The following is a 24,780-nucleotide window of genomic DNA, read 5'->3' as shown; positions in this document are numbered from 1 at the left end:
CCTGCAACTTGCTGTTTTGCTTTTCCGAGAAAGACCCTGAGTTTAATTGGAGTGGATGTAGCGATGAAAACGCCAGAGATACCTGCGAATGAAGTACAGCGATTGAAGGCTCTGCGTTCCCTGCATCTGTTGGACACTCTGCCAGAAGAACGCTTCGATCGGGTGACACGCATGGCCCGCCGGTTGTTTGGTGTACCCATTGCCTTGGTGAGTCTGGTCGACGAAAACCGCCAATGGTTCAAGTCCAACTGTGGGCTTGGGGCGGCTACGGAAACGCCAAGAGATATCTCGCTGTGTGGTCACGCCATCCTGGGTAACGATATTTTGTGCATTCCCGATACGCTGCAGGACGATCGCTTTGCGGATAATCCGCTGGTCAAAGACTCACCACACATCCGTTTCTACGCCGGTTGCCCATTGAGCTACTCCGGCGATCTCAAGATGGGTACCCTGTGCCTGATTGATGACAAACCCCGGCAGTTTGATGCCGAAGATGCGGTGGCGCTGCGCGATCTGGCCTCGATGGTGGAGGATGAGCTACGTGCCTTTCAGGCATCAACCTCTGACGAACTGACGCAAATATCCAATCGCCGTGGCTTTATCTCCCTGGCAGGTCATATGCTGCATCATTGTCAGATGAAAGGGGTTAAGGCCAGCCTGATATTTATCGACCTCGACAAATTCAAGTTGATTAACGACACCTTCGGCCACGGGGAAGGTGACCGGGCGTTAATCTATTTTTCCGAGCTGATGAAACGGGTGTTTGGCTATTTTGACGTGATAGCCCGTTTAGGCGGTGACGAGTTTGTCGCGCTGATGGGCAGCCGTACCAAAAGCGAAGCCGAGCAGGGGATTTTAGCCCTGCAACGCTACGTGGATGAACATAATGCTTCACAGATCACCCCTTACCAACTGGCGTTCTCCTATGGCATCGTCGAGTTTGATCCCTCTGCGCCCCATAGCCTGGAAACCTTGCTGGCAGAGGGAGACTCCACTATGTACCGGATCAAGAAATCCAAGTTCATGCAGGGGTAATCGGCATGTTATTTGCCCCACCAGACTCATGTTGAATCGATGGCTAATTCGGTAGGGTAGTACTGAGCATGCGTTACGTTACTATTAAGTGTGAGACAGTCGATTGAAAACAAAACAGTCAAAAATCCCCAAATCAATTTATAGGCCCATGCATTGCGACGAGTTTGACCTATGGGCGGACCTCTCTTTAAATGACTATATTGAAGACCTGATGACCAATCATCGGTACAGTCGTAAAAAAGCCAAGGAAGAAGCGTCTAAATCATTTAAAACAGCCTTGCCGGCGGGTATCAATACTCAAAATAACCATTTTAGAACTTATGAACATGACGCTCAGGCTGCGGGATATCTATGGTTCAGCTTGGAAGATAACTCGGCTTTTTTGTCAGATATAATGCTTATCCCAGAATTTCAGGGTAAGGGGATGGGCAGGGATTTTATCCGTGCGTTCCTGAATGAGCTGACTCGCCAGGGTGCGTATGAGGTAGAACTAAGAGTGTCACCGGACAATCAAAGGGCTTTAAAATTATATAAAGAGTTTGATTTTCGGATAACGGGTTTTGATATGAGTCTTTTGCTGGAACCCGAGTTATCGGCAATCCGTTAATCATAATGTTCGGGGACAATGGTTTACTTCTGATTGCCTACTTACACCGCCTGTTAGATTCAGGAGAAATGACTATTAATCCCGCCCCCCCTTGCCGTGCTGCAGTTACCTCAAATCATCTCTGGGAAGATCGGCGGTATTTCAATCAGTTGCTTTTCTTGCGAGTTGGCATCGATCAGCGCAAACGCCGCCTGCAACATCTTGTTGACGTCCTGCTTCACCATCACGATGTCATGGCCTAACAGCAGTACGAAAGGGTCCCAGTCAAAACAGCCCATCACCGGCTGTTTATCACCGCGATAGCCAGACGCTACCAACCAGCGCATCACGCCTTCAAGCGAGATCGTCGAGTTGACGAACAGCCCGGTTCGCAGATCGCCGCCTTGAGCAATAAACGTTTTCATCGCCAGCTCGGCCTTGTCTGGGGAATAGCCGCAGGCCAACAGATTCTCTTCGATGACCTCAACGCCTAACTGCCGGTGGGCATCTCTGAAGCCGCGCAGGCGTTCCGTGGTGTTATGGTCAACCCCGCGTCCCCCCACGAAGATCAGCGGCTTGAGGTAGCCCAGCCGTTTTTCACAGTTGGCCAGAATTCGTAACGTTAGCTCTTTGGCCCCGGCATAGTTATCGGTGATCACCGAAGGGGCGAGGGTGCCTGGCAGATCGAGATTCAGCGTTGAAATACCGGAGGCGGCGCAGATCTCGGTGATATTGTCGGGGGCGGTAGCGCCGGTAGAGATGATCCAGTCAACCTGATAGGAAAGCATGGTACGCGCCGCTTCGATTTCCAGTTCAGGATCGCGGCTGGTACAGGTGATCACCGGGAACAGGCCGCGTTCACGGGCCATCGATTCGAACAGCTCGACGATCGAACCAAAGTAACGGTTGTCATACTTGGGGACGATCATGCCGATCATCGTCGATTTGCGGCGGCGCAGCAGGCTGGCCTGCTGATTGACGGTATAGCCTTGTTCTTCGGCCAGGCGCAGGATTTTTTCTGCCAGCTGGGCGCCGATACGGCGCTTTTTCCAACTGCCATTGAGCACGGCGCTGACCGCGCTTGAGGAGGCTCCGGCCAGTTCGGCCAGATCGTAAATCGTCGTTTTTTTTGCTTTGAACCCAGTCACAAATTTCGCTCCCCAATTTTCTATATCTTGACAGTAAAAATAAAAAGTAGCAATTATGCTCAATCGATTGAGCGCCATGAGCAAAGAGTGTGACAGGGGACGTAAATACCCTCTCACCTCAAACTTCTCACACACGTAGAGGGGGCTGGTACGGCGTTGGGGTCAGCTGCGGTGGTACGTTTCCAACCCTTGCAAATATATAGCTGGGTCAGGAACAGCTGCACGCTTTAGCCCTTGCGAATTCGGTGCTTAAGTCAGGCTCGGGAGCTAATCCGTGGCACGCTCGGTTCCCTCTCCCTTTGGGAGAGGGTTAGGGTGAGGGGCAATATCGACAGCCAAATTCTTAACGCGATGAACTTACACGCAGTGACTTCGTCGTGATGATTTGATCTTTTGTTTAATAAAGGAACCCAACCATGACAGATTTCACCCAATTGAATTTCTCCCTCAAAGGTAAGGTCGCGGCGATCACCGGTGCGGCCTCGGGTATCGGCCTGGAGTGCGCGCGTATTTTCCTGCAGGCCGGGGCTAAAGTGGTGCTGATCGACCGTGACCAGGAAAAGCTGCAACGCCTGACCGATGAACTTGGCGAAAACGCGTATCCACTGGTCATCGATTTGCTCAACCCACAGCAGGTTTCCGGTATGCTGCCCGGCATTCTGGCTGCTGCCGGACGCCTCGATATTTTTCACGCCAATGCTGGAGCCTATATTGGTGGCCCGGTGGCGGAAGGCGATCCGGACGTTTGGGATCGCGTGCTTAATCTCAATATTAACGCCGCATTCCGTTCAGTGCAGGCGGTGCTGCCGCATCTGATCGAGCAAAAGTCTGGCGATATTCTGTTTACCAGTTCGATCGCCGGGGTCGTACCGGTGATCTGGGAACCGATTTATACCGCCTCAAAATTTGCCGTTCAGGCGTTTGTGCACTCCACACGCCGCCAGGTAGCGCAGTATGGCGTGCGGGTTGGCGCAGTGTTGCCAGGGCCGGTGGTTACCGCGCTGCTGGACGATTGGCCAAAAGCCAAGATGGATGAGGCTCTGGCCAACGGCAGCCTGATGCAGCCAAGGGAAGTGGCAGAAGCGGTGTTGTTTATGGTAACGCGCTCTAAGCATGTCACCGTGCGTGACCTGGTGATCCTGCCAAATAGCGTCGATCTCTGATAGGTGAAAATGATGAACAATCAACAGCAGGTCGTTATCGGTGTCGATGTGGGTTCAGGCAGTGCGCGGGCAGGGGTTTTTGATCTCTCCGGTACCATGTTGGCGCATGCCAGCCAAGAGATCACCCTGTTCCGCGGCCCTGAAAATTATGTTGAACAATCCAGCCGTGAGATATGGCAAGCGGTGTGCAGCAGCATCAAGCAGGCGGTTGCCGCATCCGGTATTTCCCCAGACAACGTGGCAGGCATTGGCTTTGATGCCACCTGCTCCCTGGTGGTACTCGATGTAGACGGCAAACCTCTGGCGGTAGGGCCATCGGAAGATCCCGACCGCAACATTATCGTGTGGATGGACCATCGGGCAACGGAGCAGGCCGAGCGGATCAACGCCACCGACCATCCGGTACTTAACTACGTTGGCGGAAAAATCTCTCCAGAAATGGAGACGCCCAAGCTGCTTTGGCTGAAGGAGAACCGTCGTGCGGTTTACGATAGCGCCTGGCAGTTCTTCGATCTGGCCGATTTCCTGACCTGGCGCGCCACAGGAGATCTGGCTCGTTCCGTCTGTACGGTGACCTGCAAATGGACCTATCTGGCCCATGAGAAACGTTGGGACCCGGACTATTTCCGCACCATCGGCCTTGAAGAGTTGGCAGACGAAGCGTTCCGCCGCATTGGGGAACATATCAAAGAACCTGGTACGCCTTGTGGCAACGGCTTGACGACAGAAGCTGCCAAAGAAATGGGATTAGTGGAGGGCACGCCTGTCGCCGTGGGCTTGATTGATGCTCATGCTGGCGGCATTGGTACCGTCGGTGTTGGCGGTGGTGTCACCAATAACCTGGCTTACGTGTTTGGCACGTCGTCCTGCACGATGACCACTACGCAAAACCCGGCCTTTGTTCCAGGCGTTTGGGGGCCCTATTACTCTGCGATGGTGCCTGGGTTCTGGCTTAATGAAGGTGGGCAAAGCGCGGCGGGGGCGGCGATCAAGCAGCTGGTCTCGTTCCACCCCGCGGCACCAGAGGCGGCGGAGCAGGCTAAGGCGTTGGGTATTTCACTGCCAACCTTGTTGGCCGATTTGGCGCTGACCAAAATGGTTTGTGCGTCGTCAGCAGCAAAACTTGCCAATGGTCTGCATGTGGTTCCCGAGTTCCTTGGCAACCGCGCCCCCTTTGCCGATCCCCATTCCCGTGCCGTGGTGGCCGGGTTGGGTATGGAAAGCAACCTCGATAACCTGGTGGCCCTGTATATTGCCGGTATTTGCGGAATTGGCTATGGGCTCAGGCAAATCCTCGATGCCCAGTCCCAGATGGGCGTCACCGTTGAGCAGATCGTGATCAGCGGCGGGGCTGGCCGTCATCCGTTGGTACGGCAGTTGCTGGCGGATAGCTGTGGCTGCACGGTAGTGACAACCAAGGCGGAGGAGCCGGTATTGCTGGGGTCGGCGATCCTGGGGGCAGTGGCGGGGAAGGTTGCCACCTCGGTGGAGCAGGCGATGGCGCAGTTTTCCGAGTTGGATAGCCAATATCAACCGAATGCGGATTTCCACCCGTTGCACGCTAACCGCTATGCGGCCTATAAGCTGTTGCAGAGCACGGCCAAACGGATCCGTGAGGAGCTGCAATAAGTCGGGAAACTCAAGGGGCGCAGCATGCTGTGCCCCTACGAATTATCTTCTGCCGCTTCCTTCAGTAACCATTCGCTAAATATTTCCATCGCTGGGGTCATTGCCTTGGATTTTAAATGGGTTAACCAGTAACTGCCCATGTTGATTTCGGTAGCAAACGGGCGCACCAGTTGCGCGGTGGCGAGTTCCCGGGAAAACATTTTCGGTGGGGCTAATGCCACACCACCGGAATGGATAGCGCTCTCGATCATCAGACGGGATGAATCAAAGATCGCGCCATTAACTCTCACCGCCTGCAGGCCAGCGGCGGCAAACCAGTTTTCCCACTCTTCAGCACGGTAAGAACGCAGCAGATCTTCTTGCAGCAAATCGGCAGGAGTGACGAGCCGCTTAGCCGTAGCGGGGGTACACAATACGGTCAATGGAGCATCAAACAGCATTTCGTTACGGGTTGATGGCCACAAACCCATGCCAAAACGGATGGCGAAATCCAGCCCTTCGGCGGCCAGATTGACAACGTTATTGTTGGTGCGCAGCCGCAGTTCGACAAAAGGATGCTCTTGCCTGAACCGATCAAGGCGCGGCAACAGCCAGCCCACGGCAAAGGTGCCGACGGCGGCGACGGTGAGCACCTCCTGGAATTGTCCCCCTTCAAACTGCCGGAAGGCTTTCTCAATATGGCCAAAGGCGTCGGTTAGCACGGCAAACAGCGCCCGCGATTCCTCCGTCATTTCTAAACCACGGGGTAAGCGTTTAAACAGCACCATACCCAGGCGCTCTTCAAGCAGCCGAACCTGTTGGCTAACGGCGGCCTGGGTAACATAGAGCTCCAGCGCTGCCCGTGTGAAACTCAAATGTCTGGCAGAGGCTTCGAAAGCACGTAGGGCATTCAGGGGAAGATTAGAGCGCATAGGTGTTATCCAAAAGATTTTCTTTATGCTAGAGAAAATTCTTGTCGCTTGTCAATAACGGCCTAACAGAGGATATTTCCCGCCATCTGAAGAGAACTCCGCTGCATTAATCTATTTTATGTGAGGCAAAACATGGTTAAAAATACATTACGTCAAACCACCCTGATGGTCGCTACGGTTATGCCGTTGCTGTTCGGTAGCGCACCGCTATGGGCGCAATCCGCTAATGCCAAGGCGAATATTCAGCAGCAACTGTCTGAACTGGAGAAAAACTCCGGTGGCCGCCTGGGCGTGGCGCTGATCGATACCGCTGATAATTCGCAGATCCTGTATCGCGCGGATGAACGTTTTCCCATGTGCAGCACCAGCAAGGTGATGGCGGTGTCGGCGTTGTTAAAACAGAGCGAGACGGATAAAAATCTTTTGGCTAAGCGGATGGAGATCAAGCAATCCGATCTGGTCAACTACAACCCGATCGCCGAAAAACACCTGGATACCGGGATGACCTTGGCCGAGTTCAGCGCCGCCACTATCCAGTACAGTGACAACACGGCGATGAACAAGATCCTTGAGCATCTTGGCGGCCCGGCAAAGGTTACAGAGTTTGCGCGTACTATTGGCGATAAAACCTTCCGTCTCGATCGTACCGAACCCACTTTAAATACCGCTATTCCGGGTGATAAGCGCGATACCACCTCGCCGCTGGCGATGGCAAAAAGCCTGCAAAACCTGACCTTGGGCAAAGCGCTTGGTGAACCACAGCGTGCTCAACTGGTTGAATGGATGAAGGGGAACACTACCGGCGGAGCCAGCATTCGTGCAGGTCTGCCAACTACATGGGTGGTTGGGGATAAAACCGGTAGCGGTGATTACGGTACCACTAACGATATCGCCGTGATTTGGCCAGCTAACCACGCACCGTTGGTATTAGTAACCTATTTCACGCAGCCACAGCAGAATGCCGAAGCTCGTAAAGACGTGTTGGCTGCGGCTGCTAAAATTGTCACCGAAGGATTTTAAATCGGGGATGTTCACCGCGTAGACGCGCAGTGATTTTGTCAGCATAAAAAAGGCCGGAAAATCCGGCCTTTTCTGATCACGCCTGGCGATTAATAATCAATGGCATCGCGGATAATCGGGCAGGTCATACAGTGGCCGCCGCCACGGCCACGGCCCAGCTCACTACCGACAATCTCAATGACCTCAACCCCTTCTTTGCGTAGCTGGGTATTGGTTTTGGTATTACGATCGTAAGCCAGCACCACCCCAGGAGAGAGCGCCACCATATTGTTGCCGCTGTCCCACTGTTGGCGTTCGGTGTCGTAGTCGTTGCCTTCGGTTTCCACCACCCGCAGTTTTTTCAGGTTCAGTGCTCCGGCAATGGCTTCAACAAAGGTGCCTTTATCGCGGCTCAGCTTCATGCCGGTTGGGCCATCATCCGGGCGCAGTGAGAAGGTTTTGATCTGATTGACGATCGCCGGGTAGAGCGTCACCACATCGCGATCGCAGAAGGTAAATACCGTATCCAGGTGCATGGCTGCACGCAGTTTCGGCATGGCGGCAATCATCACCCGTTCAACACCGGAATGTTTGTTGGCAAACAGCGCGGCGGCCAGTTGGGTGATCGCCTGATGCGAAGTACGCTCACTCATCCCAATCAGCACCGTTTTGTTGCCGATCGGCATCACGTCCCCACCTTCGAGCGTGGCGGTACCGTGGTGCACCGTAGGGTCCCCCCACCAGACGTTAACATTGGCTTCGCCAAAGTCTGGGTGGAACTTGTAGATCGCCGTGGTCAGAATGGTTTCTTCGTGACGGGCAGGCCAATACAGTGGGTTCAAGGTCACGCCGCCGTAGATCCAGCAGGTGGTATCACGGGTATATAAGGTATTCGGCAGCGGTGGCAGCAGGTATTCTGTAATGCCTACCGCTTCGCGGATCAGTTTCAGCTCTTCGTGGTCGGCATAGCCTTCTTTGGCCAGCTCGGTAGTGGAGAGGCCTCCGATCAGTACCTCCGCCAACGCCCGTGGTGCCAGGCCATCAAGGAAGCTACGGGTTTCATTCAAGATCCCCAGCGACACTTCATTAGGCACAATCTGCTGATCCAGGATCCACTTTCTGGCTTCGGGCAGCGCCAGGGTTTCGGCCAGCAGGTTGTGCATTTCAACCACGTCCACGCCGTGTTCACGCATCTTGGTCATGAAGTCAAAATGGTCACGTTTGGCGCGCTCAACCCACAGCACGTCATCAAACAACAGCTCATCACAATTACTCGGTGTCAGCCGGTTATGCGCCTTGCCAGGGGCGCAGACCATGACTTTATGTAATTTCCCTACTTCTGAATGAACACCAAACTTGGACTGCGTCTTTTTTTTAGTCGACATAATGACTTGCCTCGATCAGATTGTGATAACGCCAGTGGCAATGCTGTAGATTGCAGCAACGGCGGCGACCATAACGATTACAAAGAGCCCCATCTCGGCCGGGGTGAACACTTTTGCGTGCTGTTCACGTTTGGCCATAATGTATAGCAGCGTGCCTGGGCCATAGATGATGGCGGAGAGCAGCAGATACTTCATACCACCGGCGTACAGCATCAGCAGTGCGTAGAAGGTGGCGATCAGCGCGAAGATCAGATCCTTTTTATGATCGCGTTTATCGGTTTCGTAGGTTTCGCCGGTCATGGCCAGTTTCAGCCCATAGGCACCCACCAACAGGTACGGGATCAGGGTTAGCGAGCTGGTCAGTTCGAGCGCCAGTTGGAAGGCGTAATCGCTAAACAGGGTCAGGATTAAGAACACCTGAATGGTGATGTTGGTCAGCCAGACGGCAGAAGAGGGCACCGCATTGCTGTTTTCGGTGGCGAACACCTTCGGCATACTCTTGCTTTTTGCGGCGGAAAACAGCACTTCTGCCGCCAGCAAAGACCAGGAGAGATAAGCGCCCAGTACCGAAACAATCAGGCCCACGCTGATGAAGATCGCCCCCCAGCGCCCAACGATAGCTTCCAACACGCCCGCCATCGAAGGTTGGCGTAACGCGGCCAGATCGGGACGGAGCAGCACGCCGTAAGACAGCATGGTGATCAGCACCAACAGGCACAGTACCCCGATGAACCCCAACACCGTGGCAATCCCCACGTGGCTGCGCTCTTTGGCATAGCGGGAATAGACGCTGGCACCTTCAATCCCCAGGAATACGAATACCGTTACCAGCATGGTGCTGCGCACCTGGCTGAACAGGGATTCAGGTTCCGCGGTCGGGACGATGGCGGCGGCGGCATGCCCTACATAGCCGTAGTCATTGAGATGGGAGAGATCGCCCACGCTTGCCAAGGAGACTGCAGAAGCTGCGGTCTCTGGAGTTCCCCAGAAGTTGAGTGCAAACACGTCACTTTTGAAGGCAAAGATCAGCACAATGATAAAGATGAGGATCGGCAGGATTTTAGCGATGGTGGCAATGGTGTTGATAGCCGCAGCACTTTTAACCCCGCGCAGTACCAGAATATGGAATCCCCAAAGAATGACCGAGGCAAACAACACCGCGGGAATGGTATTGCCGTCGCCAAATATCGGGAAGAAGGCCCCCAGGGTAGATTTGATCAGCACAAAGTAAGAGACGTTACCAATACAGGTCCCGGCCCAGAAGCCAAGTGCAGAGGCAAATCCCAGATAATCACCGAATCCGGCTTTGGCATAAATAAACACGCCGGAATCGAGTTCGGGTTTACGTTGCGCCAGCGTTTGAAACACAAAGGCCAGCATTAACATCCCACCGCCCGCAATACACCAGGCGATAATGGCACCAAACCCTCCCGTAGCGCGCCCAAAGGTGGCCGGTAAAGAAAATATACCGGCCCCTATCATGGAGCCCACTACCAGTGCGGTGAGTGACCATAGGGACAGTTTATTCGTTGATGAGCTCGTCATGATTTTCCTTACTGACACCAAGTCAAATAAAGTATTGCGTAATTAAAGGATAACGTTACTAACCGACTTACGATTAAATCATAGTCATAACCGGCAAATTTTCCTGTCGCAAATAACTTTTTTCTTCAACATCAGCATTGTTGGTTACGAACGAGGGGAAATACTGTTGCCTGACGGAATAAAAAACCAAGCACGAGAATATTCTTGATTAACAATCCTTTAAAGCTACTAAAAATAATGATAATGCTTTACTTTGGCGGGCTGGAACTCGCAGGCTCAATCAGATTGATTGTTTTTAAATAAAATCAATAACATAATAAAAGGTAACGGATTGTTGCTGGCTAGGGGAGCCAATGTGCTTTAAGCATAAAAATGCAGGTTGTATAAAAATAGTTAATATATCAAAGTCTGTCCATTGGCTTCTGGGAAAACTCCTAATACATGACTAGTCATTCGGATCATGGCTAAAGATGCGCGTTGTGCAGTGGGTGTTAATGTACTAAGATTATTTTTATAAAAAACAGCAGGGTGTGTCATATCAACCCGGTGATGGATGGAAAACCATGATCAACAGTGTCAGCCAGCAGGCATTAAAGAGTTTAAGTTGTTTTGCCGCCGTCACCTTCTTCTCGACCAGCCAAATGTGTGCTTTCGAGTGTTTCCTCCATGCGAATACCATGGGGATATTGTACTTTGTGTCTATTATTGCCAAGCCGTTGTTTTTTATCATTATCGGTTATATGGATGAGGTAGAGAAACTCACCAGGCAGGAAATTATGGTGAAAATAAAATCCATTATCCTGATCATGATTTTCTGGAACATTGTTTCATCCTTGATAAAAACCCAATACATTCATCAGGGTTATATTTTACAAAATGGCATATTATTGAATATGGGGATCATCTACTTAATTTACCCCATTATCCTTAAGGGTATTAAGCATTTGAAAATCACTGCGGCCGTGTTTGCCGGGTTGGTTGCCGTTATTGCTCTGTTGGATATTTTCAGCCCGCTGGATACCCAAGACGATCCGCTGTTTATCTCCAGCTATTCGTTTATTTGGGTTTGGGGTGGCTACTACATTATTGGCCATGTGTTAGGGGAAGCACCAGGTCGCAGGTTCACCAAAAAAACCAGCGTGCTGTGGGCCGCCAGGTTGTTGGTGATCCCGATCGGTATCTCCATGTATTTCTACGAACTTTATCTATCAACCCATACCCAGATCAGCGTCGCCGGCTGGTTTGTGTTGGAGCACCTGCACCTGTTGGGCATGAGCCTGGCGCTGTTTATCCTGTTTGATAATATCGCCATCAAGAGCCGATTGCTTACCCGCGTCGTGGAGTTTATTAGCCCGGCGATGGTGGGCGTCTATATCGTTCACTACAGCGTGTTCTATTTCATTACTACGCTGTATGACTTCAATGACGCCACGCTTAAATTTACCTTACTGGTCCTGGTTTTTGTCGCCTCGGTATTGGTTTCACGGTTGTTGCTACTCAACCGCTTTACGGCTCGGATTATCTCCTTCTGAGGGCGCTGCCACCGGGATATGGCGAATATTAAAACCGGTTATGCCAAGTGCCAGAGTGATCAGCGGTGCGGCAATATTAAAGATGGCAAACGGCATGTAGGCCATGGTCGAGACACCCAGTACCGCAGCCATATAAGCTCCGCAGGAGTTCCAAGGGATCAGCGGAGAGGTGACAATCCCGGCATCCGAAACGATGCGCGAAAGATTCTCTGGTGCCAGCCCTCGCTTGGCAAATTCGGCACGGTAAAGCCGGGTGGGTAGCAGCAGCGCAATATACTGATCGCCCGCGGCAATATTCAGCCCAATTGCGGTAGCAACCACCGAGGTAAACAACTTGCCCACGGTTTTGGCCCGCAGCAGCAGTGGCGTAACCAGTTTGTTCAGCAGGCCGAAGTCATCCACCATAATGCCAAACGTCACCGCGCCGATAATCAGCCAGATCGTAAACAACATACTGTCCATGCCGCCGCGTGACAGCAGGGCGTCGATCTGTTCAATACCTGAGTTCTCTTGGAAACCGGTCGCCATCGCCAGCCAGGCCGCCTTGATGGCCAACAGCGGGCTGGCAAGATCGGGCTCGACAATAAAGCGTTCGATCACCTGTGGTTGCATAAAGGACGTCATGATCCCCGCCATCAAGGCCGAGCACATGATGGCCAACGGGGCGGGCACCTTGGCTACCGATAATGCCAACAGGAAAACCAGCGGCAAGAGGTTCCACGGAGTGATGTGGAACAGTTCGTTAAAACGGGTCAGTTCGTTGTTGGTGATGGTGGCATCAAAGGCACTGTGCTGATTTAGCCCTAACAGAATAAAACCGATCAGGGCAATGACCGCCGCCGGAATAGTAGTCCAAAGCTGGGTGCGAATATGTTTATACAATTCGACGCCGTTGAGTTGAGCGGCCAATACGGTACTTTCAGACAGCGGCGAGATCTTGTCACCCACGTAAGCCCCAGAAATCACGGCTCCAGCCGTAATTTCTGGTGATATCCCCAGCATATTGGCCAGCCCAACCAACCCGACTCCCAAGGTGCCCGCCGTGGTCCAGGAGCTGCCAATACTTAAAGAGACGCCAACGCAGACCAAAAAGGCTATCGGATAGAACCAGTTGGGGGTGATCATGATAATGCCGTAATACACCATGGTAGGAATGGTGCCGGACATGTTCCAGGTGCCAATCAGCGCCCCGACGGAAAACAGGATAAAAATGGCCCCCGAGATGGTGGCAATGCCTTTGCGGCCGGACTCGGAAACCTCCTCCCAGCTATGGCCATTCTTCAGGATGACCATAGCGGTGATCATGGTACTGATGATGATGGCCACCTGCAAAGGACCGTTGACGGCTTCAAGCCCAAACAGAGCAACGGAAGATCCGACCAGCAAAATCAACGTGACTATCGGTAGCAGAGCATCCAGATAGCTTGGGGCTTTAACAGGGCGGGGAGTTTTAGCTGATTTACTCATGGGCACGGCTCCACAGACAGTTAAGACAGGAGGGGTCAGGCAACGGCAATACCTGCGGTAGCTACTGAGGTAAGTATAGCCATGGGCGGTATAGGGCAATGATTATTTTCACTATTGCGGGTCAGCGTTGAAGCTCTGTAAACGTGCAACGATATGCCGATCCAGTGGCAGACAGCGGAAATCGGTCATGATCTGCAGCTCTGCCGCCGAATTGAGGGTGGTAAGGTAGCTTTTTCGGAACTCGGTTGGCGTCATGCGGCAATATTTGTTAAAGGCAAAAATCAGCTGCTTATGGCCGCTGAAACCGCAGGAGTAGCTGATGTCGGTGATCGGGATGTTGGTGTCTTTCAGTAGCAGTTTGGCCTTATTAATTCTGATCATGGTCAGATATTCTTTAAAGTTGTAGCCGCTGATCTTTTTGAAGATACGGGAAAAGTGGTGATAGCTGACGCCAGCGTGTTCGGCAATGGTGGCCAGGTTGAGCTCATCGTCAAAATGTTGGTTGATAAACTCAATGCCGTATTTGACTAACTGTTGGTCTTTTTTCCTGACACCAACCTGCTGTTGGTCGGCCTGGTTTGGCGCTGTGGTGGCAAGCGAGCCCAACAGGTGATAAATCAGGGCAATGCGGGTAAACGAGGGCTGTGCCGTAACCAGGTTATCGAGCAGGGCAATGACGGCGTTGCTAATCTGCTTCTCTGCTGCGCGGTCGCCCTGATTAAACATCAGCGGGGCCGGATGGGTTTCATCAAACAGATGGGGGGAAAACTGGATGGTCAGTAGTTGGCTGTTTGGGGCGCGAGCTTCAAGGGAATGAATTTCGTCCGGGTTGATATACAGCATGCTGCCCGCGCTGGCCACCGAGGTGGCATGGCCGAGGGTCACGGAAAACTCGCCGGACAGGATGCAGATCAGCTCAGGGGCCGAGTGCCAATGGGGCTCGCAGTAGTAAACCTCGGCGGCGAAGACGTTGAGCTTTTCGGCGTCAAACGAGATCAGTTCATAGCCGCTGCCTTCATGGATCGCTGCTTGCGCCTGCCGATGGGATTGTGGCTTGGGTTGTCGCGTAACAGAGAAAGGAAACATCGGCTTATTTATCCCCTGAGGTTGGTGATGAAAATACGGGTGTGGGATCTTTCTCCCTCACCCTAATCCTCTCTCCAAGGAGAGGGGGACTGTCCGTGCTACAACTTTACGCTGTGCCCAGAGTTAAAATGCCGCAAATTGAATTACGTACTTATTTACATCACCGTACCGCTCCCTCTCCCTGCGGGAGAGGGATTGGGGTGAGGGGTCACACGGCGGCAGGCTCCGCTAATGCAGCCTCCAACTCCTGCTGAGTAATATCAATAGCCAGGAACTCCGTCAGGGCGATAAACAGGCCGCAGAACAGATCCGGAGCTATCGCGATGAGCTTTTCGCGCATCAGCGCCTCCGGCAAGCCGTTCTTGCTGACCAATAACTTCACTACGCGGTCAAAAGCCGGTGGGGTAGCGATCAGTTGCTGCAACGAATTGTCCACCTTTAGCGGTAAATAATAGGGCTTGGCGCACAGCTTGACCACCGTGCTCAGCGCGATATCCCGCGAAGAACGTGCCACGTGAAGCTGATACTCGCCAGGATCGACCACCCAAGCGGCCATACCCGGATGGAAACAGGCAAAATCCGGCCATTCCAGCGTCATGGTCACCGTTTTGCTTTCGCCCGCCTCAAGATGCACCTTGGCGAAGGCTTTCAACGCTAGGACTTCGCGTGCCAGATCTCCCTGCGGTGCAGTCAGGTAAAGTTGCACGATCTCTTTACCGGCCCGATCGCCACGGTTGGTCACCTCAACGCTGACGGTTAAGGGCTGGCCCTCTTCAAGTTCGGTGGCCGAAGTCGCCAGCTTGGCATAGCTAAACTGGCTATAGCTCAGGCCAAAACCGAACGGGAACTGAGGCGTCAGCTTACGTCGGTCGTAGTAGCGATAACCTACGTACAGCCCTTCGCTGTAGTGATGGCGCAGGTTTTCCCCCGGGTAATCGAGCCATGCTGGAGTTTCTTCCAGCGTATTGGGCACCGTGACCGTCAGCTTGCCGCAGGGGTTGGCCAGGCCAAACAGAATATCCGCCACCGCCCGGCCCATGCCCTGGCCCGCAAAGAAGGTCTCCAGCAGGGCTTTGCAGTCTGACAGCCAAGGCATCACCACCGCATCGCTGTTAGCCAACACGACCACCACATTGGGTTGTCGTTTGGCTACCGCACGGATCAGCGCTTCATGGCTAGGCAAGATATTCAGATCCCGGCGATCGCCGTTTTCCCCATCCTCACCAATGGCGGTGCTGACGAACACTACGGCGACGTCCGCCTTGCTGGCTAGCTCAACCGCATGTGCCTGCGCTTGCGGGTCGACGTGATTATCATCCGGGGTGCCGATGGCATAGTCGATCTGGAAGTCGTTTCCGGCCACCTCGAAAATTTCATCCAGCGGACGATCGAGCATGTAAGGCACGGTGGTAGCACAACCCGAGCCCTGGATCACTGGCTCCTGCGCCGGTTTACCCAATACGGCGATGGTAGTTTTCTTGCCGGCTAGCAGCGGCAGGATATTCCCTTCGTTTTTCAATAACACCATCGATTCGGCAGCCAACTGCTGTGCCAAGCGATGATGTTGCGGGTAATCGGCCTTGGTGCCCGGCTTGCGGTGCCGCTGCACCTTGTCGATCAGGGTTAACATCCGCATGCAGGCAGTAGCGAGCACCTCTGTAGGGATTTCACCGCGCTCGATCGCCTGCAACAGCTCCTGTTTATCACGCTGGGTTTCCGGCATCGCCAAATCGTTACCCGCCAGCAAAGAAGCGGGGCGGTCTTTGATGCCGTACCAGTCGGACATCACCAGTCCGTCATAGCGCCACTCATTGCGTAGCACCTCGGTCAGCAACCAGTGGTGTTGCGACGTTTGCACGCCATTGAGCCGGTTATAGGACGACATCACCGTCCAGGGGGTGGATTTGTCAATCGCCCGCTTGAATCCCGAGAGGTAAATCTCGCGCAGCGCCCGTTCTTCCACCACTGAATCCATTTCGGTACGGCGGTATTCCGAGTTGTTGGCGGCAAAGTGCTTCAGGCTGGCACCCACGCCACCGTCCTGCAGCCCATTGATCAGGGCTGCGGCCACGTCACCGCTGACCACCGGATCTTCCGAGTAATATTCATAACCACGGCCAGCCAAAGGTGTGCGGCGAATATTGATCCCCGGGCCAAGCAGAATGCCGACGCCCATCTCCTGGCACTCGTTGGCCAACGCCTCGCCCATCTGGTACACCAGATCCACGTCCCAGCTACAGGCCAGGGTTGAACCATTCGGGAAGCAGGTGGCCGGTTTGGATTTGCTGAACAGCGCCTCAGAGCCGCCTTTTTGTTCTTCCTGCTCCACCTCGCCCGCGCTTTGGCCAATCACAGCCAGAAAATCGCTAATGTGCCAATTTTCCCCCTGTTCGATCTGGCTGGTGCTGTAACGGACGCCGTAGGTGCCATCCGTCATCACAATGTCGCTAATGCCATGCTGCGGTAAGCTGGCCGTGCGCCACAAACCGCTACCGCTGAGCAGCGCCACTTTTTCTTCGGCAGTCATGGCGGCAATGATGGCGTGGAAATCTTTTTTCATAGGGATACCTGCTGGTTACTGCGCGCTAGCTTTGCGCAATTCAATGTCTTTGATGATATTCCGGTAGGTGTGCTCATCCAGTTTGTAGAAGAAGATAAACAGCATCCCCAGGGCAAACATCAGGCCAGGAAACAGCGTCATCATCATATTGATGCCGTTGAGCGCGTTGGCGCTGATATGCTCGGACGAGTAGTCAAAGTAATCGAGCATCAAGCCGGCACAGCCGCCGCCAATCGCCATGGCAATTTTGGTGATGAAATTAAAGAAGCCGTAAATGGCCCCTTCGGTACGTACGCCGTGTTTCCATTCGGCATACTCAACGGTATCGGCAATCATCGACCACATCGCGACAAAGCCCATCCCCAAGGTAATGCTGTACAGGCACACGCCGGTCATAATCAGGTAGGCGTTATCACCCGCCAGGAAGTATTGGAACAGCAAGCCGACAATCCCGATCAGCAGCCCCAACTGAACCATTTTCTTTTTGCCCATCAGGCTGATGATCTTTTCTGAGATCACCGTACCCGCCACATAGGCCGCAGATTGGATCATGAAGAACTTGGCGGTAAAGCTTTCATCTCCCAGGGTGTATTTGATGAAGTAGATAGCAATGGCCATCCATACCGTATAGGCGATATAGAAAAACACCGTGAACAGGGAAAGATGGATTAACGGCAGGTTGCCGGAAACGGCGGTGATCATCTCTTTAAGCGTGGGGGCCTTTTGATCTGGCAGGCTTTTTACCCGCTCTTTGGTCATACCAAAGCAGGCCAGGAAGAAGAAGGTGGCCAACAGGCTAAAGCAGCTGACGGCAAACACATAACCCATCTTCTGATCGGTGAACTGTGAGATCAGCAGGTCGGCGGTGGTCGAGACAATCAAGTAACCCACAATAGCCAACACAAAGCGGTAAACCGACAGTGAAGCCCGTGAGCCTTCGTGCTGGGTCAGCATATTGGTCATGGCAGAATAGGGCGTGTTGACCGCCGTGTAGGCCAGGCAATAGAGGGTGTAGGTGATCAGCGCGTAATAAAATTTATAGTCGCTGTCGAAGGTGCTGAAACACAGGACCGTCAAAATCCCCAAGGGCACCGCGCCGTACAGCAGGTAAGGGCGCAGCTTGCCGTGCCGGGTTTGAGTCTTATCAATAAAGTAACCGACAAAGATGTTAAAAATTGCATCCAGCACCCTGGCAATCACAAAGATCAGGCTCGCCTGTACCGCGCTGATGCCGTAAATATTGGTGTAAAAAAACAGTAAGAACAGGGAGACAAAGCCAAACGACAGGTTGGAGGCCAGATCGCCGAAGCCATAGCCAATCTTTTCCCGTACGCCGACCTTCACATAACTGTCTGAGACGATTTCTGTTGTTTTCATTCTGCTTACTCACTCAGGTTGATTCGCCTTGAGTATACCGAGAGCACCGAGGGTGGCTTGCCAGCGGTTGTTTATACAGTTCCTATTTTTTGCTCGCCCCGGGCTTTGTCACGGAGTTGTGAGAAAGCTCACAGGTATTGCTAAATTCGACCGCAAGGGCGCTGCATGCTGCGCCCGATGCTGACATATGGCGTTTGGTGCACTTATAAGTTGCATTCCATGCGCCTTCCGCCATGTCATGGTTTGCCATACGCTGACTGACAAGTTAATTCAGGGATCAGTCAACCATGAAATCCACCGTACCAAATATCTTGCCCGCACCACCATCGGCCCTGCGCGGCGGGCTAATCAGCCTGGCCTTGCCAACGCTGCTCTCTTCTCTGGGCAGCAGCATCACCAACGTCAGCCTACCCACATTAGCGCAGGTGTTCGGTGCTTCGTTTCAAGATGTGCAGTGGGTGGTGATCGCTTATCTGCTGGCAATCACCACGCTGATTGTAGGCGTCGGACGGTTAGGGGATATCATCAGCCGTCGCACGCTATTACTGGCCGGACTCAGCCTGTTTATGCTCGCCTCGCTGGGTTGTGCTGTCGCTCCGACCATCTGGTGGCTGATTGCGGCACGTGTTGCGCAGGGGTTAGGGGGGGCAGTGATGATGGCCATCACTCTGGCGCTAGTTGGCGAAACCATCAGCAAGGATAAGGTCGGACGGGCGATGGGGCTGCTCGGCACCTTATCCGCAGTGGGAACCGCGCTTGGCCCAACGCTGGGGGGCGTCTTGATTGCCGGGTTTGGCTGGCAGTCAATTTTCCTGATTAACCTGCCGCTGGGGGGCGTCGCGCTGTTTTGTGTTTATCGCTATCTCCCGCAAACCGATCCGCAGCAGGTAACGAAACAGGGGGGTTTTGATTTCGTCGGAATGGCCTTGCTCGGTTTGACGCTGGCACTATTTTCGCTTGCCATGACGTTAGGGCACGGCCATTTCGGCTCGCTCAATAGCCTATTGCTGTTGGGAACAGCCGTTGCGGCCTGCGCGTTCGTCTGGGTTGAGAAAAAAGTGGCAAGCCCGCTGGTCCAACTGGCCCTACTGCGTCAGCCAATCCTGAGCAGCGGCCTGCTAACCAATATGCTGGTGAGTACGGTGATCATGACGTCCTTTGTGGTAGGGCCGTTCTATCTTGCGCACGGGTTAGAGTTAGCGCCACAGCAGGTTGGCTTGGTAATGTCCGCCGGGCCGCTGATCGCCGCATTGGCGGGTGTGCCATCGGGATATCTGGTCGACCGCTTCGGCGCACCGCAGATGATTAGCCTGGGATTACTGGGAGTTTGCCTGGGGGCATCAGCTTTGTCGATGATTTCACCCACGCAGGGTGTTGTGGGCTATATCTTGCCGATCTGCCTGATCACCGCAGGCTATGCCTTGTTCCAGGCGGCCAACAACACGGCGGTGATCAAACAGGTTGGCATCGAGCGGCGTGGGGTGGCTTCTGGTCTGTTAAATTTGGCGCGCAACCTTGGCTTTATCATCGGGGCTTCCGCCATGGGGGGCATATTCGCTTTGGCCTCGGCAGCCAGCGATATACGGTTAGGGAGCGCGGCAGGTTTACAGCTGACCTATCTGGTAGCGGCCGTTTTAGCAGGGCTGGGGTTGTTGTTGGCGCTGTGGAGCCAGTTGTATCGCAAGGGGCAGCCTGCTACACAAGAGTGACGTTGTCACAGACGCGGCTACCCCCAACATCTCTTTCACAATGGCTCGTGGCCGAGCTACGATAATGTATCCAGCCCAGCCTAACTTTGAGGGATAAATGATGAACCAACCTATTGCCAGCGTGGCCTTGGAAAAGGCCTATCGCCTGCTTAATCATGGCCCAACGGTGTTGGTATCCGCCAGCCACGACGGTGTCAATGACGTGATGGCCGCCGCCTGGGCCTGTGCGCTGGACTTCTCGCCGCCGAAGCTGACGGTGGTGCTGGACAAGATGACCAAAACCCGTGAGCTGATCGAGCAGAGCGGGTGCTTTGTGATCCAGGTTCCCACTGCGGCCCAGCTACAACTGACCTATGAGGTTGGTAACCGCAGCCTGCATACCGATCCCGACAAACTGGCAAACTGTGGTGTTGAGCTGTTCAGTTTTGACGATCGACCACTGCCTTTTGTGGCCGGATGCTCTGCCTGGCTGGCGTGTCGGCTGATCTCTGAGCCCCATAATCAGCAGGCCCACGATTTGTTTATTGGCGAAGTGACCGGAGCCTGGTCCGATACGCGAGTGTTTAAAGATGGTCACTGGCATTTTGACTCAGCCGAACCTGCACTGCGTAGCCTGCACTATATTGCCGGTGGGCAGTTCTATGCTATCGGTGAATCGCTGAAAGCGAAAACGGGGAGTTAAACTCTGGTGCGAGGTGGTAACCTCTCGCCATAAGACAGCAAATAGCTGATGCTGAATTATACTGAGTTCAAGGCGTTCGGCACGGAGTATGGCCATGAACTACACTATGCGCAGTGCTGGCTGGCTGCTGATTTATTTGTTTTTCATTGTTGCTCCGCTGTTTGCTCTATTACTGGGGGCTATGCCGCCCGCGAGGGATTTCTGGACCGAGTTTTCAGTTGCCTTAGGTTATGCCGGGCTGGCAATGATGGGGTTGCAGTTCGGTCTGACCGCTCGTTTCCGCTATGTGACCGAACCATTGGGCGAAGATGTTATCTATCATTTTCACCGTCGTATCTCGCTAATCGCCGTGGGGCTGGTGATTGCCCACCCGATTATCTTGTTTGTCGTCCGCCCCGAACTGCTGCCATTACTCAACTTTATTGAAGCCCCTTGGCGCGCCCGTTTCGCCGCGCTCTCAACCTATTCGCTGATTGCGTTGGTGGTCACCGCGCTTTGGCGCGTGCAATTGAATATCCGTTACGAAACCTGGCATCTTACTCATATCATCCTGGCGCTGATCGCGCTTGGGGCAGGGATCCTGCATATGATTGGCTGGAGTTTCTATCTGGATGATCCTTGGAAACGTGGGTTGTGGATTGCGCTGATCGCTTTTTGGCTCGTCTTGTTGCTGTATGTGCGGATCATCAAACCCCTGTTTATGCTACGCAAGCCTTATCGGATTGCGGCAGTCCGCCAGGAACGGGGAGACACCACCACGTTGCTGATGCAGCCGGAAGGGCATCCAGGCTTTCGCTTTTCACCCGGTCAGTTTGGTTGGCTGACCGTCTGGGGTAGCCCATTCAGCCTTACGGGCCACCCGTTCTCATTCTCCTCCAGTGCCGAAGTTGCGGATGGACAGGTCGAGATGTCCATTCGTAATCTGGGTGATTTCACCAGCACTATTGCTACATTGCAGGTTGGGCAACGCGTCTATCTTGACGGCCCCTATGGCGCGTTCACGCTGGGCAAACAGGCCGATCTGCGCGTGCTGATTGCTGGCGGTGTGGGCATTACGCCGATGATAAGCATGATCCGCACGCTGGCCGATCGTGGCGATCGCCAACCGTTGATGCTGATTTATGGCAGCAAAGACTGGGAGTCGGTCACCTTTCGTGAGGAACTGGCCGCCTTGGAACAAAGAGTGAACCTGAAAGTTGTCCATGTGTTGACACAGCCTCCAGAGGACTGGCCTGGTGAGCGGGGCTTTATCACTGCGGAACTGTTCAAACGCCATCTGCCACCCGGTTATGCCGAACATGAGTACTTTATTTGTGGTCCGAACGTCATGATGGACGTCATAGAGCAGGCGCTGGCCGATTTGCACGTGCCGATGTCGCGCTACCATTGCGAGCGTTATAACTTTGCCTGAGGAGAGAGCCGATGCGCCGTCTGTTTGCCGATCGCCTGGCCATTGCCACCATCGTCGTTGTGATCCTGCTAGCCCTGCTGTTTGCTTATTTGCGGGTCAGTTAACCGGCGAATCGTCGCGATCCCGCCACGCAGAGGATAATCCCCAACGTGGTGGCCAACATCAGCAGGCTGACGGGTTCATGCAGTAAGCCTGCCGCCAGCGCCAGGCCAAAAAAGGGCTGCAGCAATTGCAGTTGTCCGACGCTGGCAATACCACCCTGGGCCAGGCCCCGATACCAAAAGATAAAACCAATCAACATGCTGAACAGCGAAACGTAGGCCAGGCTTATCCAGGCTGGCAGGCGGATAGCCTCCAGGGATGAAGGCATCAGCAGCAGTGAAGTCACCAGCATCACGGGTAATGCCAGCAGCAGCGCCCAACAGATCACCTGCCAGCCCCCTAACTCCCGCGACAGTTTTGCCCCTTCGGCATAGCCCAACCCGCAAACCACCACCGCCGCCAGCATTAACGAATCCCCGACCAGCGAAGCGGAAACACCCTGAACAAACGCAAAACTCATCACCAACAGGCTGCCGATAATGGAAAACAGCCAGAAAGCCGGGCGAGGGCGCTCGCCACCCCGTAACACACCAAATATCGCGGTAGCTAACGGCAGCAGGCCAAGAAAGACGATGGAATGGGCTGAGGTGACATGCTGAAGCGCCAACGCGGTCAACAGTGGGAAACCCACCACCACGCCCAACGCAACGATCACCAGAGAGAATAGCTGATCGCCTCGTGGCCGCTGTTGCTTAAACAGCCCTAACAGCAGGAGTGCGATCAAGCCTGCGATAGAAGCACGAGCGACGGTAAGAAATAGAGGATCAAAACTGAGCACGGCGACTCTGGTGGCGGGGAGTGAACCGCTGAAGATCACCATGCCCAGAAAGCCGTTGAGCCAGCCGCTGGTGCTATTTCCCTCGTTCTTCACCTGCATGTGACACCCTTATTTTCGACGTTGTAAGATTGTGGATCGGCATGTTATGCCGCAAAATAATGACAATCAAAAAATTGTCATGGATACAAGTTGCTATGGCGCGTGCTCGTTACAAATCGCTGGTCGATAGCTTTGCCGCTGATATTCGCGCAGGGCGTCTTATACCAGGGACCCGTTTGCCCACCCATCGCCAGCTTGCCGCCCAGGAACGTATGTCGTTGGTCACTGCCTCAAGGGTGTATGCGGAACTTGAAGCGATGGGGTTAGTCAGCGGGGAGGCGGGCCGGGGGACCTTTGTTCGGGAGATTTCGCTGCCGCCGGGCTTGGGCATCGATCAGCAGGCCGTCGCCACGGACATGCTCGATCTGAACTTCAATTACCCAACGCTGTCGTCACAAAGCGAACTGCTGAGGGCTGCTTTACGCCAGTTGGCTTCCTCCGGCGATCTGGACGCATTGCTACGCTATCAGCCCCATGCAGGCCGGCCACACGAGCGGGCGATCGTAGCCAGACATCTGAGCCACCGTGGCTTAAATCTGGCGGCAGAGAATATTTTACTGGTTAATGGCGCTCAACAAGGGTTAGCCGTCACCGTGATGGGGCTGTTGCAACCGGGCGACGTGGTCGCGGTTGATGCCCTGACCTACCCGGGTTTTAAAATCCTGGCCGAGAGCTACCATCTTGAGCTGGTCGCCATTCCCGCGTTAAGTGACGGCCCTGATTTGGCTGAACTTGAACGGCTATGCCAGCGCCGACAGGTGCGGGCCGTTTACTGCATGCCAACGCTGCATAATCCGCTAGGCTGGGTGATGAGCGAGCCACAGAGGCATCAGTTGGTGGCGCTGGCGCGCGAGCATGGGCTGCTAATCATTGAGGATGCCGCCTACGCCTATCTGGCAGAGAAACCGCCATTGCCGTTAGCGAGTCTCGCCCCTGAATCCACGGTATATATCTCCGGTTTTTCCAAGAATGTTGCGACCGGGTTGCGTGTTGGCATAGTGGCCGCCCCGGAAAAATGGACCCCCGCATTGGAACGAGCCATTAGGGCAACCACTTGGAATACCCCGGCGATCATGACCGCGATCTTGTGTGAGTGGATCGAAGACGGCACCGTTATGCGGCTAGAAGACGAAAAACGCCAAGATGCCCGATTACGTCAGTCAATAGCTCGTGAAGCACTGAGCGAGCTGAACTATATTGGCCACCCTGATTCGTATTTTCTGTGGTTACCCTTGCCAGAGGAGGTTAGGGCGGATCGCATCGCTGCAGCCCTGCTAAAAGAGCGTATTTCGCTCTCTACCGCAGAACCTTTTGCTACCTCGGTTCATGTACCACATGCCCTGCGTTTGGCGTTGGGTTCGCTGCCGCTGCCCACCCTGCGTGAGGCATTAACAACGGTTAAGCGGGTCATACAGTTGCACTGTTATCTTTAAGAGGGGCCGTGGGCGCAGCATGTGTGCACATCGCTTTGTCATCAATCTGACCGCATGGCGTTTTTCCCAAATTCCATGTGGTCCCCCTATTCATAGCCTAAATATCTGATAACTTAATCCTACGCGTTATTTTATGGATAATT

The 24,780-nt window shown here is 53.8% G+C and carries 19 protein-coding genes; 10 read left to right on the top strand and 9 right to left on the bottom strand.

Annotated features, from left to right (window positions below; genetic code table 11):
• Positions 1–63 precede the first annotated feature (63 nt).
• Entirely contained in the window at positions 64–1,035 is a 972-nt protein-coding gene (locus tag IMQ33_RS05485; protein WP_065685829.1) for a sensor domain-containing diguanylate cyclase, read from the top strand.
• Between the two features lie 103 nt (positions 1,036–1,138).
• The gene (locus IMQ33_RS05480; RefSeq protein ID WP_196063041.1) at positions 1,139–1,642 is read left to right on the top strand and encodes an N-acetyltransferase; all 504 of its coding nucleotides are present in this window, start codon (positions 1,139–1,141) and stop codon (positions 1,640–1,642) included.
• A 110-nt stretch (positions 1,643–1,752) separates the two neighbouring features.
• Here the strand turns inward: IMQ33_RS05480 and IMQ33_RS05475 are convergent, their stop codons facing one another.
• The gene (locus IMQ33_RS05475) at positions 1,753–2,769 is read right to left on the bottom strand and encodes a LacI family DNA-binding transcriptional regulator (protein WP_253082561.1); all 1,017 of its coding nucleotides are present in this window, start codon (positions 2,767–2,769) and stop codon (positions 1,753–1,755) included.
• 416 nt (positions 2,770–3,185) lie between these two features.
• On the opposite strand from IMQ33_RS05475, the gene IMQ33_RS05470 reads away from it, so the two are divergent.
• Both IMQ33_RS05470 and IMQ33_RS05465 read left to right on the top strand, forming a co-directional pair.
• Positions 3,186–3,932, top strand: a complete 747-nt coding sequence (locus tag IMQ33_RS05470; protein WP_065685832.1) for an SDR family oxidoreductase — start codon at positions 3,186–3,188, stop codon at positions 3,930–3,932.
• Positions 3,933–3,944: 12 nt separating this feature from the next.
• Positions 3,945–5,561 (top strand): FGGY-family carbohydrate kinase, encoded by a 1,617-nt coding sequence (locus IMQ33_RS05465; RefSeq protein ID WP_196063066.1) that lies wholly within the window; start codon positions 3,945–3,947, stop codon positions 5,559–5,561.
• Between the two features lie 35 nt (positions 5,562–5,596).
• Here IMQ33_RS05465 and IMQ33_RS05460 read toward each other — a convergent pair whose 3' ends face one another.
• The gene (locus IMQ33_RS05460) at positions 5,597–6,472 is read right to left on the bottom strand and encodes a LysR family transcriptional regulator (RefSeq protein ID WP_196063039.1); all 876 of its coding nucleotides are present in this window, start codon (positions 6,470–6,472) and stop codon (positions 5,597–5,599) included.
• Positions 6,473–6,604: 132 nt separating this feature from the next.
• Here IMQ33_RS05460 and blaFONA point away from each other — a divergent pair, with 132 nt between their 5' ends.
• Positions 6,605–7,492 carry an FONA family class A beta-lactamase gene (blaFONA, locus tag IMQ33_RS05455; protein WP_186531270.1) on the top strand — a complete coding sequence of 296 codons (888 nt, stop codon included), beginning with the start codon at positions 6,605–6,607 and terminating at the stop codon, positions 7,490–7,492.
• Positions 7,493–7,581: 89 nt separating this feature from the next.
• On the opposite strand, the gene arcA is transcribed toward blaFONA, so the two are convergent.
• A complete protein-coding gene (gene arcA / locus IMQ33_RS05450) occupies positions 7,582–8,856 on the bottom strand; it encodes an arginine deiminase (RefSeq protein WP_046808254.1) in 1,275 nt (424 codons plus the stop codon).
• Between the two features lie 15 nt (positions 8,857–8,871).
• Positions 8,872–10,401, bottom strand: a complete 1,530-nt coding sequence (locus tag IMQ33_RS05445; RefSeq protein ID WP_196063038.1) for an amino acid permease — start codon at positions 10,399–10,401, stop codon at positions 8,872–8,874.
• A gap of 563 nt (positions 10,402–10,964) precedes the next feature.
• On the opposite strand from IMQ33_RS05445, the gene IMQ33_RS05440 reads away from it, so the two are divergent.
• A complete protein-coding gene (locus IMQ33_RS05440; RefSeq protein WP_083196372.1) occupies positions 10,965–11,933 on the top strand; it encodes an acyltransferase family protein in 969 nt (322 codons plus the stop codon).
• On the opposite strand, the gene IMQ33_RS05435 is transcribed toward IMQ33_RS05440, so the two are convergent.
• The 4 genes from IMQ33_RS05435 to IMQ33_RS05420 all read right to left on the bottom strand — a co-directional run bounded on the left by IMQ33_RS05435 (position 11,895) and on the right by IMQ33_RS05420 (position 18,423).
• Positions 11,895–13,400, bottom strand: coding sequence for a Na+/H+ antiporter NhaC family protein (locus tag IMQ33_RS05435; protein WP_196063037.1), 1,506 nt, complete (start codon positions 13,398–13,400; stop codon positions 11,895–11,897). The genes IMQ33_RS05440 and IMQ33_RS05435 overlap by 39 nt on opposite strands.
• Positions 13,401–13,511: 111 nt before the next feature.
• A complete protein-coding gene (locus IMQ33_RS05430) occupies positions 13,512–14,486 on the bottom strand; it encodes an AraC family transcriptional regulator (RefSeq protein WP_196063036.1) in 975 nt (324 codons plus the stop codon).
• 208 nt (positions 14,487–14,694) lie between these two features.
• Positions 14,695–17,046 (bottom strand): beta-glucosidase, encoded by a 2,352-nt coding sequence (locus tag IMQ33_RS05425; protein WP_196063035.1) that lies wholly within the window; start codon positions 17,044–17,046, stop codon positions 14,695–14,697.
• Positions 17,047–17,061: 15 nt separating this feature from the next.
• Positions 17,062–18,423 (bottom strand): MFS transporter, encoded by a 1,362-nt coding sequence (locus tag IMQ33_RS05420; RefSeq protein ID WP_065684921.1) that lies wholly within the window; start codon positions 18,421–18,423, stop codon positions 17,062–17,064.
• A gap of 287 nt (positions 18,424–18,710) precedes the next feature.
• On the opposite strand from IMQ33_RS05420, the gene IMQ33_RS05415 reads away from it, so the two are divergent.
• The 3 genes from IMQ33_RS05415 (at position 18,711) to IMQ33_RS05405 (ending at position 22,225) form a co-directional block, all read left to right on the top strand.
• A complete protein-coding gene (locus IMQ33_RS05415) occupies positions 18,711–20,132 on the top strand; it encodes an MFS transporter (RefSeq protein ID WP_196063034.1) in 1,422 nt (473 codons plus the stop codon).
• Between the two features lie 100 nt (positions 20,133–20,232).
• A complete protein-coding gene (locus IMQ33_RS05410; protein WP_065684923.1) occupies positions 20,233–20,814 on the top strand; it encodes a flavin reductase family protein in 582 nt (193 codons plus the stop codon).
• A gap of 94 nt (positions 20,815–20,908) precedes the next feature.
• On the top strand, positions 20,909–22,225 hold the full coding sequence (locus IMQ33_RS05405; RefSeq protein WP_196063033.1) for a ferric reductase-like transmembrane domain-containing protein: 1,317 nt from the start codon (positions 20,909–20,911) through the stop codon (positions 22,223–22,225).
• A 100-nt stretch (positions 22,226–22,325) separates the two neighbouring features.
• Here IMQ33_RS05405 and IMQ33_RS05400 read toward each other — a convergent pair whose 3' ends face one another.
• The gene (locus tag IMQ33_RS05400) at positions 22,326–23,204 is read right to left on the bottom strand and encodes a DMT family transporter (protein WP_196063032.1); all 879 of its coding nucleotides are present in this window, start codon (positions 23,202–23,204) and stop codon (positions 22,326–22,328) included.
• A 95-nt stretch (positions 23,205–23,299) separates the two neighbouring features.
• On the opposite strand from IMQ33_RS05400, the gene IMQ33_RS05395 reads away from it, so the two are divergent.
• Complete coding sequence (locus IMQ33_RS05395) at positions 23,300–24,637, top strand: PLP-dependent aminotransferase family protein (RefSeq protein ID WP_196063031.1); 1,338 nt, start codon at positions 23,300–23,302, stop codon at positions 24,635–24,637.
• The last annotated feature ends 143 nt before the right edge of the window (positions 24,638–24,780 follow it).

It is taken from the genome of Serratia sp. Res13-Sevr-LER1-36-b (assembly GCF_015673035.1).
In the GTDB taxonomy this organism is placed as follows: domain Bacteria; phylum Pseudomonadota; class Gammaproteobacteria; order Enterobacterales; family Enterobacteriaceae; genus Chania; species Chania fonticola_C.
The sequence above is the reverse complement of the archived record's forward strand: the minus strand, read 5'-3'. Positions and strand labels throughout refer to the sequence as shown.

What these genes read in the sequence shown, in the direction of transcription:
- IMQ33_RS05485 (WP_065685829.1), top strand. Translation starts at nt 64, where the DNA reads ATGAAAACGCCAGAGATACCTGCGAATGAAGTACAGCGATTGAAGGCT.
- IMQ33_RS05410 (WP_065684923.1), top strand. Translation starts at nt 20,233, where the DNA reads ATGAACCAACCTATTGCCAGCGTGGCCTTGGAAAAGGCCTATCGCCTG.
- IMQ33_RS05420 (WP_065684921.1), bottom strand. Translation starts at nt 18,423, where the DNA reads ATGAAAACAACAGAAATCGTCTCAGACAGTTATGTGAAGGTCGGCGTA.
- IMQ33_RS05395 (WP_196063031.1), top strand. Translation starts at nt 23,300, where the DNA reads ATGGCGCGTGCTCGTTACAAATCGCTGGTCGATAGCTTTGCCGCTGAT.
- IMQ33_RS05405 (WP_196063033.1), top strand. Translation starts at nt 20,909, where the DNA reads ATGAACTACACTATGCGCAGTGCTGGCTGGCTGCTGATTTATTTGTTT.
- IMQ33_RS05460 (WP_196063039.1), bottom strand. Translation starts at nt 6,472, where the DNA reads ATGCGCTCTAATCTTCCCCTGAATGCCCTACGTGCTTTCGAAGCCTCT.
- arcA (WP_046808254.1), bottom strand. Translation starts at nt 8,856, where the DNA reads ATGTCGACTAAAAAAAAGACGCAGTCCAAGTTTGGTGTTCATTCAGAA.
- IMQ33_RS05430 (WP_196063036.1), bottom strand. Translation starts at nt 14,486, where the DNA reads ATGTTTCCTTTCTCTGTTACGCGACAACCCAAGCCACAATCCCATCGG.
- IMQ33_RS05400 (WP_196063032.1), bottom strand. Translation starts at nt 23,204, where the DNA reads ATGCAGGTGAAGAACGAGGGAAATAGCACCAGCGGCTGGCTCAACGGC.
- blaFONA (WP_186531270.1), top strand. Translation starts at nt 6,605, where the DNA reads ATGGTTAAAAATACATTACGTCAAACCACCCTGATGGTCGCTACGGTT.
- IMQ33_RS05445 (WP_196063038.1), bottom strand. Translation starts at nt 10,401, where the DNA reads ATGACGAGCTCATCAACGAATAAACTGTCCCTATGGTCACTCACCGCA.
- IMQ33_RS05440 (WP_083196372.1), top strand. Translation starts at nt 10,965, where the DNA reads ATGATCAACAGTGTCAGCCAGCAGGCATTAAAGAGTTTAAGTTGTTTT.
- IMQ33_RS05470 (WP_065685832.1), top strand. Translation starts at nt 3,186, where the DNA reads ATGACAGATTTCACCCAATTGAATTTCTCCCTCAAAGGTAAGGTCGCG.
- IMQ33_RS05425 (WP_196063035.1), bottom strand. Translation starts at nt 17,046, where the DNA reads ATGAAAAAAGATTTCCACGCCATCATTGCCGCCATGACTGCCGAAGAA.
- IMQ33_RS05415 (WP_196063034.1), top strand. Translation starts at nt 18,711, where the DNA reads ATGAAATCCACCGTACCAAATATCTTGCCCGCACCACCATCGGCCCTG.
- IMQ33_RS05435 (WP_196063037.1), bottom strand. Translation starts at nt 13,400, where the DNA reads ATGAGTAAATCAGCTAAAACTCCCCGCCCTGTTAAAGCCCCAAGCTAT.
- IMQ33_RS05465 (WP_196063066.1), top strand. Translation starts at nt 3,945, where the DNA reads ATGAACAATCAACAGCAGGTCGTTATCGGTGTCGATGTGGGTTCAGGC.